Genomic DNA, 12,719 nt, shown 5'->3' with positions numbered 1-12,719 from the left:
TACTGCGGGCGTGCGTGTCGATGTGGATCCGGAGAGCGCCGGGCGCCGGGAGTTCTATGCACTGCTGAACTCCGTGGTCGTCCCGCGGCCGATCGCCTGGGTGTCGAGCCGCTCCGCCGACGGCGTGCTGAACCTCGCGCCGCACTCGTTCTTCACGGTCGCGTCCGTGCAGCCGCCGATGGTGCAGTTCACGTCCGTCGGCCGCAAGGACAGCCTGAACAACGTCGAGGCGACCGGCGAGTTCGTGGTCAACTTCGCCGCCGAACCGCTCTACGAGCAGGTGAACGCCTCCGGGACGAACTTCCCGCCGGAGGTCTCGGAGTTCGAGGCGATCGGGGTCACCGCCGAACCGTCCCGGACGGTCGCGGTACCGCGGGTCGCGGAGTCGCCGGTCGCGCTCGAGTGCACGCTGCACACCACGCTGCCGATCGGCGACTGCACGGTGGTCATCGGGCAGGTCCGGCATCTGTCGATCGACGCCGCCGTGCTGGACGGCGACCATCCGGACGTCCGCCGGCTCCGCCCGCTCGCCCGGCTCGGCAAGGACGAGTGGAGCACGCTCGGCGAGGTCCGCGAGATCTCCCGGATCCGCTACGCCGACTGGCCCGGTCATTTCACACCTCCTGCTGGTTGAGGACAGCGGTCGTCAGCGAGTCTCTTCACCGGCGGCGAGGCGGCGCGCGAGCGCCTCGAGCTCGGCCGACGGTCGTAGCCGCAGTTCGCCGGGCGGAGCCGTGGTGGCGCAGTGCCAGACCAGCTCGGGCGTCACCAGATAGACCTCCGCGGACAGCGGTCCCGGATCGCGGGCGTAGGAGCGCGCCGCGAGACTCAGCATCAGCCCCAGGGCCGGGATGACGCTCAGGTCCTTGATGACGTGCAGCATCAGGTTGTCGCGGGCCGGCAGGGCGGCGAGCACGCCGTACGGCGCGTGCGGGACCTGCAGGCTCTCGCGCAGCACGGTATCGAGGACCAGCGCACGTGAGGCGCCGTATCCCGTCCCGCTGACGTGGGCGATCCGGATGTCCTCCTCGTCCAGAAACGACACGTGATCCCGGAGCCGGCGGAGGTTGGCGAGGCCGAACCGGTCCGCGTCCGTCCGGTTCAGTCCCAGGTCGGCGGGCTCCAGGAACATCGTGATGATGTCGTCCTCCTGCTTGGACGGCACCGCGATCAGCCCGGGCAGGAAGTCGGGCCGATCCACCGTCCACTCGGGCGGCAGCGAGTCCCGGGCCACGATCCGCTGGATCAGCTCGTGCTCGGGGTCGGCGGGCGGCTCCGGTGGACCCGCGCGGAACTGCTCGACAACGGCCGCGAGGTGTTCGCTGACGATCTCCGGCCAGCGGTCCTCCTCGAAACGGCCGACGACGCGGGCGAGGTTGCAGAGCCCGAGCACCGGGTCGTCGGTGGCGGGGTCGACCGGCACCAGCGCGGCGTCGTCGTGATAGGTCAGTGACAGGCCGAGCCCGGCGGCCGCGGTCAACGCGAGCTGCACCAGCCGGTCGGCCTGTCGCCGGGTCAGCGGTGGCAGCATCGGGTCGGGAAGGCCCGGAGGGTCGAGGCGGCGGTCGTTGCCGTGGTTGTTGCCGTGGGCATGTTCTGTGGTGTCGACGGGCATCGCGGGCCTCCAGATCGGCGGAGCTGCGGGGAAGTCGGCAGAGAAGGTACGAGGATCGGGCCCGCCCGGAACCGCCGATCCGAACCTGTGGACAACCGGCCGGATACCCTGCGGCAGTCCCGGCAGGAAGTCCCAAGGAGTGTGCGTATGTCCAGCAGCCCGTCGTCGCGTCCGACCTCGGAGACGCGGCTGTCGCTGTCGCACATCACCGCGCAGAACGAGACCAACCCGCTCGGCACCGTGCACGGCGGGGTGATCATGACGCTGGTCGACTCGGCCGCGGGTGTGGTCGCCGCCCGGCACTCAGGCGGGCCGGCGGTCACCGCGTCGATGGACGAGATGGTGTTCCTGGTCCCGGTCCGGGTCGGCGACGTCGTGCACTTCAGCGCGCAGGTGAACTGGACCGGACGCAGCTCGATGGAGGTCGGCGTCCGGATCACCGCCGACCGCTGGGACGCGGTCGGCCCGCAGGTACACGTCGCCTCGGCGTACCTGGTGTTCGTCGCGGTCGACGAGGACGGTCAGCCGCGCGAGGTACCGCAGGTGCAGCCCGTGACCGACGAGGACCGGCGGCGGCTCCGGGAGGCGGAGATCCGCCGCAGTCACCGGCTCGCACGCCGGGCCGCGATCATCGCCTCCCGTGAGAGCGACCGATAAAGGTCATCGGGCAGTCCGTAGCAACCGCGGCCAACCGGCAAGCAGGTCGGCCGCTGCCCGGGCCGCGACCTCCGGCGCAGAGGTCATCGCCGCCACCCGGTAACTGACGAGGGCTCCCTCGTGGAGCAGCAGCAGCCGGTCTGCCAGCTCGCCGGGATCGGCGAATCCCGCGGCCCGGGCCTGTGCCTCGAACTCCGCGCGCAACCACCGCTTCTGGCCGACGATGACCGGCATCGCGGGGTGGTCGGGCGCGGCCAGTTCGACGCTCGCGTTGATGAACCCGCACCCGTTCCGCGACCCGGCCAGCCAATCCGTCAGCGCCGCGAACAGCGCCAGGATCATCGCCTCGGGCGTCGTCGGGTTCCGCTCCGCCAGCTGGTCGTCGAGGAACCGGTGCCAGGTCCGGTCCCGTTCCTCCAGGTACGCCGCGATCAGCCGGTCCTTCGAGCCGAATCGGTCGTACAGCGTCTTCTTGGTCACGTCGGCCGCCGCGGCGATCGCGTCGACGCCGACCGTCCGGATCCCCTGCTCGTAGAACAGGGTCGAGGCGGCCGCCAGGATCCGCTCGCCCGCAGGCGTCAGCCGCGGCGCTGCAGGCACGCCGCGGTCCACGAGCAGTGTCATCTGCTGGTCCAGCATACTGACAGTATACCGACCGGTGTGGTTACTGTCTCGGGCATGAAGGTTCTGAGCTTGGCAGCCGGTGCCGGTTTCGTCGTGTTCTGGAGCTGCGGCTTCATCGGCGCCCGCTGGGGAACGGAGTACACGAACGCCTTCGACCTGCTCGCCTGGCGGTTCCTGCTCGCGGGTGCGATCGGGGTCGTGATCCTGGCCGTACGGCGGCCGCGGATCTCCCGGCGCGACCTGGCGACCCAGGTGTGGATGGCGTTCCTGACCCAGTTCGTGTACCTGGGCCTGATCTTCACCGGCATCGACCACGGCATCACCGCGGGCGTCACCGCGCTGATCGGTTCGCTGCAGCCGATCCTGATCGCGACTGTCGCCGGGCCGCTGCTCGGCGAGCAGGTGAACCGGCGCCAGTGGTTCGGTCTGGTCCTAGGCCTCTTCGGTGTCGGGTTGGTCGTCGCTGACGATCTCAGCGCGGGTCACGGCTCGCCGTTGCTGTTCCTGATACCGATCGGCGGACTTCTCGGCCTGGTGGCCGGCACGTGCCTCGACAGGCGGCGTCGCCCGAGCACGAGTTCACTCGACGCCCTCGCGATCCAGAGCCTCACCTCGGCCGTGCTCTTCACCGCATTGGCCGCGTCGACCCACAAGCTCACGGTGCCGAGCGAGCCAGGCTTCTACGGCGCGGTCCTCTGGCTGGTGCTGCTGGCGACCGGCGGCGGCTGGGGCCTGTACCTCGTGAACCTCAAGCTCTCCGGCGCCACGAGGATCAGTTCGCTGCTCTATCTGGTCCCGCCGACCACGATGCTGTTCGCGTTCCTGATCTTCCACGAGACGATCGGCGTCCTCGCGGTGGTCGGCATGCTGATTTGTGCCGCCGCCGTACTGCGGATCCGGATCGGCGAACAAGTACGCTGCGGGGATGGCGGAACCCCGGTGGCTGAACCAGACCGAAGCGCAGGCGTGGCGTGCGTACATCGCGGCGCAGCGCGTAGTGAGCAGCCGGATCGAGCAGCAGCTACAGCGCGACGCCGGCATTCCGCACACCTACTACGAGATTCTCGTCCGGTTGTCCGAGGCGCCGGGCAACCGGCTGCGGATGAGTGAGCTCGCGGTCGCCACCCTCGGCTCGCGCAGCCGGCTCTCGCACGCCGTCAACCGGCTCGAGCAGAACGGCTGGGTGAAGCGCGAGGGAATCGAGTCCGACCGCCGCGGACAGGTCGCGATCCTCACCGAGCTCGGCCGGCAGAAGCTCATCGACACTGCGCCCGGCCACGTCGAGGAGGTGCGCAGGTCGATCTTCGACGCGCTCACCCCCGAGCAGGTCGAGCACCTGTACGACGTCTGCGCCACTCTGGCCCGGCACTCGGGCGACACCGTCGACCGTGCGGCGTGGGAGCGAAACTGAGATGAGACGTCCGGTCGCGCTGATCGCGCTGACTGCACTCGTCGTCTCCGGCTGTGGTGGCAAGGGCTCCCAACCGACGGCCGGGCCGAGCACCGTCCCGTCGTCGACGGTCCCGGTGACCGAAGGACCGAGCAGCCCGGCGAGCACCCCCACCGCCGAGACAGCAAGCCCGACCCGGCCGACCCGGTCGCCCCATACCACCCAGGCGCCGAGCTGCGTGGACCAGAAGCTCAAGGCGCTCACCCTCCGCGAGAAGGCCGGCCAGCTGATCATGACCGGCATCGACGGCGCCGGTATGACGTCGGCCCAGCGCGCCGTCGTACAGCAGCAGAAGTCCGGCGGCGTGTTCCTGGTCGGCAACGGCGGCAGCCTGGCGAGCACCCGTACGGCGATGGCCGCGGTGCGCTCGGCCGGCACCGTCGAAGGCGTCCGCCCGTTCATCGCGGCGGACCAGGAAGGCGGCAGGATCCAGCGGCTCAAGGGCCCCGGGTTCGACCGCATCCCGGCCGCGACGGTCCAGGGCACCTGGTCGAGCTCGAAGCTCACCGCACAGGCGCAGGAGTGGGGCAGCCAGCTGAAGCGGGCCGGCGTCAACGTCGACCTCGCGCCGGTCGCCGACGTCGTACCCGCGTCACTCAAGTCGCAGAACGCGCCGGTCGGCCAGCTGGACCGTGAGTACGGCGACACGCCGCAGCAGGCGGGGCAGGGCGTCGAGGCGTTCGTCCAGGGCATGCGCAAGGCCGGCATCGCGACCTCGGTCAAGCACTTCCCGGGCCTCGGCCGGGTCCGTGGCAACACCGACTTCGCGGCCGGCGTGGTCGACGACGTCACAGTCCGCGGCGACGCGAACCTGCAGCCGTTCGCCGACGGGATCAAGGCCGGTACGTCGATGGTGATGGTCTCGACGGTCACGTACAGCAAGATCGACCCGAAGAACCGGGCGGTGTTCTCGCCGACCGTGATCCAGGGCATGGTGCGCGGCGACCTCGGCTGGCAGGGCGTGGTGATCACCGACGACGTCGGCTCCGCCGCGGAGGTGAAGGCGGTACCGGCCGGCGACCGGGCGACCCGGTTCGTGGCGGCCGGCGGCGACATCGTGATCAACGCCGAGCCCGGGCTGACCGCGGTCATGGTGAACGCGCTGGTCGCCGAGGCTCAGCAGGACACGTCGTTCGCCGCGAAGCTGACGAGTAGCGTGCGACGTGTGCTGACTCTCAAGCAGGACTACGGCCTCGTGAGCTGCGGATGAGCGAGGAAGAGGAGCCCGACTACCGGTTCACCCTCGCGAACGAGCGCACCTACCTGGCGTATCTGCGGACCTCGCTCGCCTGCTACGCCGGCGGGCTCTCCGCGGTGCAGTTCCTCGACCTCGGCCCGGACCGCTGGCCGGCCCGGATCATCGGGATCGTGCTGGTCCTCACCGGAATCGTCACCACCGCCGGAGCGTTCCGGCGCTGGCAGCTGAACCTGACCGCGATCCGTCGCGGCGGCGCGCTGCCGGCCAGCCGGCTGCCGCTGATGCTGGGGGCAACGATCGCGACAGTCGGCCTGATCGGGCTGCTGTTCTCCCTCTGGCGCTGAGTGTGGGAATGAGCACACCGGATCCAGGGCGGCAGCCGGAGCGGACGCTGCTCGCGTGGCGCCGTACGGCTCTCGGACTGATTGCCAACGGCACGCTGTTGCTCGCTTCCGGCCACGGATCGTCAGAGGTCCGGACCGGTCTCGGAATCGTCGTTCTCGTGCTCTCCCTGGGCTGCTGGACCGCGGTGAGCGCCGTCTACCGGCGGTCCGAGGGGGGTGCCGTGCACCACCTCGGGCACGACCGCGTACTCCGGGTCGCGGCCGGTCTGGTGCTCGTTGTCGGCCTTTTCGACCTGTACGCCGTGCTCACCAAGTGAAACCGATCGGTTACCAACCGTGTGTGATGTGCAAGGCCTGTTCATAACGACGCGATACGTTGATCCGGCCGGATGCCGCGTCAGCGGTAGGTTCCCCCTAGCATGTTCACGGTTTGTCCCTCGTTCACCCGGAGCTTGAAGTGCCGTTACGTCTGCGTCCGAACGACCCGACGTTCTACGACCTTTTCACCGAGTCCGCCAACCACCTCGTGGACGGATCCCGGATCCTGGCGGAGCTGCTCGGCAGTACGGCGGGTACCGGTCTGTCCGCCAGCCACCAGATCGCCGCCCAGATGAAGGACGCGGAACACGCGGCCGACGAGACCACGCACTCGATCATTCGCAGGGTCAACTCCACCTTCGTCACGCCGTTCGACCGCGAGGACATCTACCGGCTGGCCTCCGACCTCGACGACGTCATGGACTTCATGGAGGAGGCCGTCGACTCCGTCCACCTGTTCAACCTGGAGAAGCTGCCGGAGGAGATCGCCGAGCAGATCGAGGTCCTCCAGCGAGCCGCCCAGCTGACCGCGGAGACGATGCCCAAGCTGCGGACCATGAAGGACCTGGCCGAGTACTGGATCGAGATCAACCGGCTGGAGAACACCGGTGACGCGGTCCACCGGCGGCTGATCGCCAAGCTGTTCAGCGGCGACTACGAGGCCCTCATGGTGATGAAGGTGAAGACCGTGGTCGACCTGCTGGAGGCCGCGATCGACGCCTTCGAGAGCGTCGCGAACACGGTCGAGCAGATCGCGGTCAAGGAGAGCTGAGCGTGGAGCTCACGCTCGTCATCGCCGTCGTCGTCATCGCGCTCGCGTTCGACTACACCAACGGCTTCCACGACGCCGCCAACGCGATCGCGACCTCGGTCTCCACCCGGGCCCTGACCCCGCGGGTCGCGCTCGGCATGGCCGCGGTGATGAACTTCCTCGGCGCGTTCCTCGGCACCGAGGTGGCCGAGACGGTCGGCAAGGGCATCATCAGCGCACCGGCGGGCCGGCACGGGCTGGTGATCGTGATCGCGGCCCTGGTCGGCGCCATCACCTGGAACCTGATCACCTGGTACTTCGGCCTGCCGAGTTCCTCGTCGCACGCGCTGATCGGCGGCCTGGTCGGCGCCGGGCTGGCGTCCAGCAGCGTCGTGCTGTGGTCGGGGATCCTGGACAAGGTCGTGATCCCGATGGTGCTGTCGCCGGCCGTCGGCTTCCTCGGTGCGTTCCTGCTGATGATCGCGATCCTCTGGCTGTTCCGGAACCGCAACCCCGGCAAGACCACCCGCGGGTTCCGGCTGGCGCAGTCGCTGTCGGCCGCCGCGATGGCGCTCGGGCACGGTCTGCAGGACGCGCAGAAGACCATGGGCGTGATCTTCCTGGCGCTGCTCACCACCGGGCACGCGAACGCCAAGGACGGCATCCCGATCTGGGTGAAGCTCGCCGCCGCGACCGCGATCTCGCTCGGTACGTACTCCGGCGGCTGGCGGATCATGCGGACGCTCGGCCGCCGGATCATCCACCTGGACCCGGCCCGCGGCTTCGCCTCCGAGGCTGTCTCGGCGGCGGTGCTGTACGTGATGGCGATCGGCCTGCACGCCCCGGTCTCGACCACCCACACGATCACCTCGGCGGTGATGGGCGCGGGCGCCACCAAGCGGCTGTCCGCGGTCCGCTGGGGCGTCGCCAAGGGCATCGTCACCGCCTGGGTCCTGACGATCCCGGCGGCCGGCGTCGTCGCCGCCGGCGTCTACGGTCTGGTCCACCTGATCTTGGAGTAAATTCCCCGGGCCGGTTCATTCAGAATTCACTCACCGAGCCTACGGTCGATCGAGGTTGCAGATCGTCCGCCTAGGGGAAGTGATCGCGAATGGACCTGTCGTTCCTCGTCGTCGTGGTGATCGTCACCGCGTTGGTGTTCGACTTCACCAACGGGTTCCACGACACCGCAAATGCGATGGCGACCTCGATCGCCACCGGCGCGCTGAAGCCCAAGGTCGCGGTCGCCGTGTCCGCGGTGCTGAACCTGGTCGGCGCGTTCATCTCCACCGAGGTGGCCAAGACGATCTCCAGCGGCATCGTCGACGACGCCAAGGTGACCGTCCCGGTGATCTTCGGCGGCCTGGTCGGCGCGATCCTCTGGAACCTGCTGACCTGGTACCTCGGTCTGCCGAGCTCCTCGTCGCACGCGCTCTTCGGCGGCCTGATCGGCGCCACCTGGATCGCGTCCGGGAGCAGCGCCGTCCATTTCGGCACCGTCGTCCAGAAGATCATCGTCCCGGCCGTCGCGGCCCCGATCGTGGCCGGCGCGGTCGCGCTGCTCGGGACCTTCCTGGCGTACAAGATCACCGCGCGGGCCCGGAAGAAGTCGGTCGAGGACGGGTTCCGGGCCGGCCAGATCGCGTCCGCCTCGCTGGTGTCCCTGGCCCACGGCACCGGTGACGCCCAGAAGACGATGGGCGTCATCACGCTGGTGCTGATCGCCTCCGGCAGCCTGCACTCCGGCGCCAGGCCGCCGATCTGGGTGATCCTGGCGGCCGGTACGGCGATCGCACTCGGCACCTACCTCGGCGGCTGGCGGATCATCCGGACGATGGGCAAGGGCCTGGCGGAGATCGAGTCCCCCCAGGGCTTCTCCGCGGAGACCAGCTCCACGTCGGTACTGCTGATCTCGTCGCACCTGGGCTTCCCGCTGTCCACCACGCAGGTCTGCTCCGGCAGCATCCTCGGCGCGGGTCTCGGCAAGCGGCTCGCCGAGGTGCGCTGGACGGTGGCCGGCCGGATGGCCGTGGCCTGGCTGCTGACGCTGCCGGCCGCCGCGGTCGTCGGCGCGCTGTCCGGCGAGGTCGCGGACTCCGGCAACGTCGGGGTCGCGATCATCGCGGTCCTGGCGACCGCTGCCGGCGGCGCGATCTACGCGGCCTCCCGGCGCCGCCCGGTGACCTCGGACAACGTCAACGAGTACCCGAGCCCGGCCGCCGCCGCGACCACGCCCGCAACGGTCTGAGAGGAGTACGGGGATGCACATCAACTGGACTGCCCTCGGCGAGGTCGCACTGGTCAGCCTGATCTTCGGCGTCGGCCTGGCGGTGCTGTTCGCGTTCGGAGTGACCGCGATGTCGCGGCGTGCGGTGGCGATCGACGAGAAGCGGCAGCCGTCCTTCGTGGACACCGGCGTGGCTGCGCTGTGCTTCGCGGCCTGTCTCGCTGCCGTGCTCTACGGGCTGTACTTGATCATTCCGCAGTTCCACTAGCGGTTCCAGCGGCGTACAGCCTTGGCCACGTCCTTTGCGCGGATGGAGCCGAGGTTGTACTCCCAGGCGGCCAGTAGACGGCTGCCGAGCACCTCTGCGTCCAGGAACATGCGGGGTCGTACGGCGACCGCCCAGGTGGCCGCAGCCGCGTGGCCCTGCTGGTGGAGCAGGTCGTCAACGGTCGCCTCGATCCGGCCGCTCTGCTCGTCCGGAAGGCCGTCCGTGGCCCAGTCCTGCACGATCTGCGGGTCGTCGGCCGTCATCCGCGCCAGATAGGTCAGCGGGCCGCGCCAGAAGCCCTTGCTGCCGATGCTGTCCAGCGTCTCCAGCGGGAACCAGCCGTTCTGGTTGCGCCGTCCGTTCACCGCGGACTCGATCTCGCGGGCGCGGTCGGGGGAGAGGTCGCGGGTCGCCCAGTCCACGAAGTACGCGCCGGCGTCTGGAATGTGCTCGGCCACGTGCGGCGCAGGTGTCAGCGCACCGGGCTCGAAAAGATGCAGCTCCTCCGGTGAATCGAACACTTGCCCGCCCCCGCCTGCTCGAGTGCACGGGCGGCGGCAGCCGCCCGCCGAACAGGAACCCCCCAGGTGCCTGTCACATCAACGAATGCTTTCGTACCCTCGATCCGCCCCGAGGGTCAAGGGTTCTGCCGTCGTTCGGCCCGCCGCGCCAGCTCCTCGCGGTCCAGCCGCTCCGCCTCCGCCGGGGTCGGCGCGCCGCCGCCGTACGCGGCCGGCAGCCACCAGGCACCGTGCGGCTGTTCCGGATACCCGCGGATGCTCTGGTCGAGCATCCCGGCCATCGTCGAGCGCAGCCGGGCGGTCGCCTCCGCCGGGTCGTCGTCCGGCGTCACGGTGAGCGGTGCGCCGATGCTGATCGAGATCGGGCGGTGCCGGGTGAAGTCCCGCGGGTGGTCCTTGGTGAACATCCGCTGGGTGCCCCACAGGATCATCGGCAGCACCGGTACGCCGGCCTCCGCCGCCATCCGGACCGTGCCGGACTTGAACTCCTTCAGCTCGAACGACCGGCTGATCGTGGCCTCCGGGAACACCCCGACCAGTTCGCCGGCCCGGAGGTAGTCGACGGCCGTCCGGTACGACGCGGCGCCCGCCTCCCGGTCCACCGGGATGTGGTGCATGCCACGCATCAACGGACCGGAGTACCGGTTCCGGAACAGCACTTCCTTGGCCATGAAGCGGACCAGCCGCCTGGCCGGCAGCGCGCCGTACCCGCCGAGGATGAAGTCGACGTAGCTGATGTGGTTGATCGCGACCAGTGCGCCGCCGGAGCGCGGGACGTGCTCGGTCCCGGTCCGGCGGATCTTCAGGTCCAGGGCCAGGAAGGCGGTCTTGGCGAAGCCGATCACGGGCGGGTACACGAGGTCTCGCATGTCCCGATTATGGTGTGCGGTGACAACTACAGACCGCGGGAGCTCGCACCGTAGTGGGCTGAGAGGGCGGCTGGACCCAGGAATCTGACCTGGCCGGCGCCGCCGACCGCAGAACCTGTCCGGGTAATTCCGGCGTAGGGAGCAGCAGCATGGTCAATGTCAGCACCGGCCCGATCTCGGGGTCGGAGAAGATCCGCCGCGGCGAGCTGGGCGTGCCGGCGCGGCGCGTCAATCTCACCAACGGCGAGTACTTCGACCTCTACGACACGTCGGGTCCGTACACCGACGCGTCCGCGCGGATCGACGTACAGGCGGGACTGCCGCCGCTGCGGCGGGACTGGATCGCCGGGCGCGACCGGCGTACCCAGCTCGGCCACGCGCGGGCCGGGACGATCACCGAGGAGATGCGGTACGTCGCCGTCCGGGAAGGGCTCGATCCGGAGTTCGTCCGGGCGGAGGTGGCGCGCGGGCGCGCGGTGATCCCGGCGAACCGCTGCCACCCGGAGAGCGAGCCGATGATCATCGGGAAGAAGTTCCTGGTGAAGGTGAACGCGAACATCGGCAACTCCGCGGTGTCCTCCTCGATCGAGGAGGAGGTCGAGAAGCTCGTCTGGGCGACCCGGTGGGGCGCGGACACGGTGATGGACCTGTCCACCGGGAAGAACATCCACGAGACCCGGGAGTGGATCCTGCGGAACTCGCCGGTGCCGATCGGTACGGTGCCGCTCTACCAGGCGCTGGAGAAGGTGAAGGGCGATCCGGCGGCGCTGTCGTGGGAGGTGTACCGCGACACCGTGATCGAGCAGTGCGAGCAGGGCGTGGACTACATGACCGTGCACGCCGGCGTGCTCCTGCGGTACGTGCCGCTGACCGCGCGACGGATCACCGGGATCGTGTCGCGGGGCGGTTCGATCATGGCCGCGTGGTGCCTCGCGCATCACCAGGAGTCCTTCCTGTACACGCATTTCGCGGAGTTGTGCGAGATCTTGCGGGAGTACGACGTGACGTTCTCGCTCGGCGACGGGCTGCGGCCGGGGTGCATCGCGGACGCCAACGACGAGGCGCAGTTCGCCGAGTTGCGGACGCTCGGGGAGCTGACCCGGATCGCCTGGGAGCACGACGTCCAGGTGATGATCGAGGGGCCGGGACATGTGCCGATGCACAAGATCGCGGAGAACGTGCGGCTCGAGGAGGAGCTCTGCGGTGAGGCGCCGTTCTACACCTTGGGGCCGCTGGCAACCGATGTGGCGCCGGCGTACGACCACATCACGTCGGCGATCGGAGCCGCCCAGATCGGCTGGCTGGGCACGGCGATGCTCTGCTATGTCACGCCCAAGGAACACCTGGGGCTGCCGGACCGTGACGACGTGAAGACCGGGGTGATCACGTACAAGATCGCTGCCCACGCGGCCGATCTGGCGAAGGGCCATCCCGGTGCGCAGGCCTGGGACGACGCGTTGTCGAAGGCGAGGTTCGAGTTCCGCTGGGAGGACCAGTTCAACCTCTCGCTGGATCCGGACACCGCACGGTCCTTCCACGACGAGACGCTGCCCGCCGAGCCCGCGAAGACCGCGCACTTCTGCTCGATGTGCGGCCCGAAGTTCTGCTCGATGCGCATCACCGCCGACATCCGCAAGTACGCCGAGGAACGCGGCCTGACCTCGACGGAAGCAATCGAGGCCGGCTTCGCGGAGATGTCCGAAACCTTCCGCACCGCCGACCAGAAGCTCTACCTGCCGATCGCGGACTGAGCGGCGCTCGCATCCGGCCCGGGAGCCGTCCTCCCGGGCCGGACACGGGGAGTGATCGGGGTGAATCGGTTCAGGTTTTGGCCTTCACTCTGCGTAAATAAGGCTGTAGCCTTAACCCGTCGGAAG

General features: G+C 69.4%; 16 protein-coding genes and 1 riboswitch. Of the genes, 12 read left to right on the top strand and 4 right to left on the bottom strand.

Features of this window, described 5'->3' with window-relative positions; genetic code table 11:
• Window positions 1-10 precede the first annotated feature (10 nt).
• Complete coding sequence (locus AB0M51_RS26925; RefSeq protein ID WP_344200383.1) at window positions 11-634, top strand: flavin reductase family protein; 624 nt, start codon at window positions 11-13, stop codon at window positions 632-634.
• Window positions 635-646: 12 nt separating this feature from the next.
• Here AB0M51_RS26925 and AB0M51_RS26920 read toward each other — a convergent pair whose 3' ends face one another.
• Complete coding sequence (locus tag AB0M51_RS26920; RefSeq protein ID WP_344200380.1) at window positions 647-1,615, bottom strand: hypothetical protein; 969 nt, start codon at window positions 1,613-1,615, stop codon at window positions 647-649.
• A 147-nt stretch (window positions 1,616-1,762) separates the two neighbouring features.
• Between AB0M51_RS26920 and AB0M51_RS26915 the strand changes: the two genes are divergently transcribed.
• Window positions 1,763-2,272 carry an acyl-CoA thioesterase gene (locus AB0M51_RS26915; RefSeq protein WP_363750994.1) on the top strand — a complete coding sequence of 170 codons (510 nt, stop codon included), beginning with the start codon at window positions 1,763-1,765 and terminating at the stop codon, window positions 2,270-2,272.
• Between the two features lie 3 nt (window positions 2,273-2,275).
• Here the strand turns inward: AB0M51_RS26915 and AB0M51_RS26910 are convergent, their stop codons facing one another.
• Complete coding sequence (locus tag AB0M51_RS26910; RefSeq protein WP_344200374.1) at window positions 2,276-2,911, bottom strand: TetR/AcrR family transcriptional regulator; 636 nt, start codon at window positions 2,909-2,911, stop codon at window positions 2,276-2,278.
• A gap of 39 nt (window positions 2,912-2,950) precedes the next feature.
• On the opposite strand from AB0M51_RS26910, the gene AB0M51_RS26905 reads away from it, so the two are divergent.
• The 9 genes from AB0M51_RS26905 to AB0M51_RS26865 all read left to right on the top strand — a co-directional run bounded on the left by AB0M51_RS26905 (window position 2,951) and on the right by AB0M51_RS26865 (window position 9,452).
• The gene (locus AB0M51_RS26905) at window positions 2,951-4,006 is read left to right on the top strand and encodes a DMT family transporter (RefSeq protein ID WP_344200371.1); all 1,056 of its coding nucleotides are present in this window, start codon (window positions 2,951-2,953) and stop codon (window positions 4,004-4,006) included.
• Window positions 3,969-4,307 (top strand): MarR family transcriptional regulator, encoded by a 339-nt coding sequence (locus tag AB0M51_RS26900; protein WP_344200369.1) that lies wholly within the window; start codon window positions 3,969-3,971, stop codon window positions 4,305-4,307. Before AB0M51_RS26905 ends, AB0M51_RS26900 begins: the two co-directional genes overlap by 38 nt.
• Window position 4,308: 1 nt before the next feature.
• On the top strand, window positions 4,309-5,556 hold the full coding sequence (locus AB0M51_RS26895; RefSeq protein WP_344200366.1) for a glycoside hydrolase family 3 N-terminal domain-containing protein: 1,248 nt from the start codon (window positions 4,309-4,311) through the stop codon (window positions 5,554-5,556).
• On the top strand, window positions 5,553-5,888 hold the full coding sequence (locus tag AB0M51_RS26890) for a DUF202 domain-containing protein (protein ID WP_325041540.1): 336 nt from the start codon (window positions 5,553-5,555) through the stop codon (window positions 5,886-5,888). The genes AB0M51_RS26895 and AB0M51_RS26890 overlap by 4 nt, the downstream gene beginning before the upstream one ends.
• A gap of 8 nt (window positions 5,889-5,896) precedes the next feature.
• Window positions 5,897-6,205, top strand: a complete 309-nt coding sequence (locus AB0M51_RS26885; protein WP_344200362.1) for a DUF202 domain-containing protein — start codon at window positions 5,897-5,899, stop codon at window positions 6,203-6,205.
• A 140-nt stretch (window positions 6,206-6,345) separates the two neighbouring features.
• On the top strand, window positions 6,346-6,978 hold the full coding sequence (locus AB0M51_RS26880; protein WP_344200359.1) for a DUF47 family protein: 633 nt from the start codon (window positions 6,346-6,348) through the stop codon (window positions 6,976-6,978).
• Window positions 6,979-6,980: 2 nt separating this feature from the next.
• Entirely contained in the window at window positions 6,981-7,979 is a 999-nt protein-coding gene (locus AB0M51_RS26875) for an inorganic phosphate transporter (protein ID WP_344200357.1), read from the top strand.
• Window positions 7,980-8,068: 89 nt separating this feature from the next.
• Window positions 8,069-9,205, top strand: a complete 1,137-nt coding sequence (locus AB0M51_RS26870) for an inorganic phosphate transporter (RefSeq protein WP_344200355.1) — start codon at window positions 8,069-8,071, stop codon at window positions 9,203-9,205.
• A 13-nt stretch (window positions 9,206-9,218) separates the two neighbouring features.
• Complete coding sequence (locus AB0M51_RS26865; RefSeq protein ID WP_344200353.1) at window positions 9,219-9,452, top strand: hypothetical protein; 234 nt, start codon at window positions 9,219-9,221, stop codon at window positions 9,450-9,452.
• Here the strand turns inward: AB0M51_RS26865 and AB0M51_RS26860 are convergent.
• Together AB0M51_RS26860 and AB0M51_RS26855 are read right to left on the bottom strand one after the other, a co-directional pair.
• Window positions 9,449-9,973 (bottom strand): hypothetical protein, encoded by a 525-nt coding sequence (locus AB0M51_RS26860; RefSeq protein ID WP_344200351.1) that lies wholly within the window; start codon window positions 9,971-9,973, stop codon window positions 9,449-9,451. The two genes, AB0M51_RS26865 and AB0M51_RS26860, sit on opposite strands and share 4 nt — an antisense overlap.
• Window positions 9,974-10,089: 116 nt before the next feature.
• Entirely contained in the window at window positions 10,090-10,842 is a 753-nt protein-coding gene (locus AB0M51_RS26855) for a lysophospholipid acyltransferase family protein (protein ID WP_344200348.1), read from the bottom strand.
• Between the two features lie 27 nt (window positions 10,843-10,869).
• A riboswitch (TPP riboswitch) is annotated at window positions 10,870-11,000 on the top strand.
• Between AB0M51_RS26855 and thiC the strand changes: the two genes are divergently transcribed.
• Window positions 10,992-12,593, top strand: coding sequence for a phosphomethylpyrimidine synthase ThiC (gene thiC / locus AB0M51_RS26850; RefSeq protein WP_344200345.1), 1,602 nt, complete (start codon window positions 10,992-10,994; stop codon window positions 12,591-12,593). Its footprint overlaps the riboswitch before it by 9 nt.
• Window positions 12,594-12,719: the final 126 nt, after the last annotated feature.

Source organism: Kribbella sp. NPDC051137, assembly GCF_040682535.1.
GTDB lineage: Bacteria > Actinomycetota > Actinomycetes > Propionibacteriales > Kribbellaceae > Kribbella > Kribbella karoonensis.
This window is presented reverse-complemented; position numbering and strand designations above follow the sequence as displayed.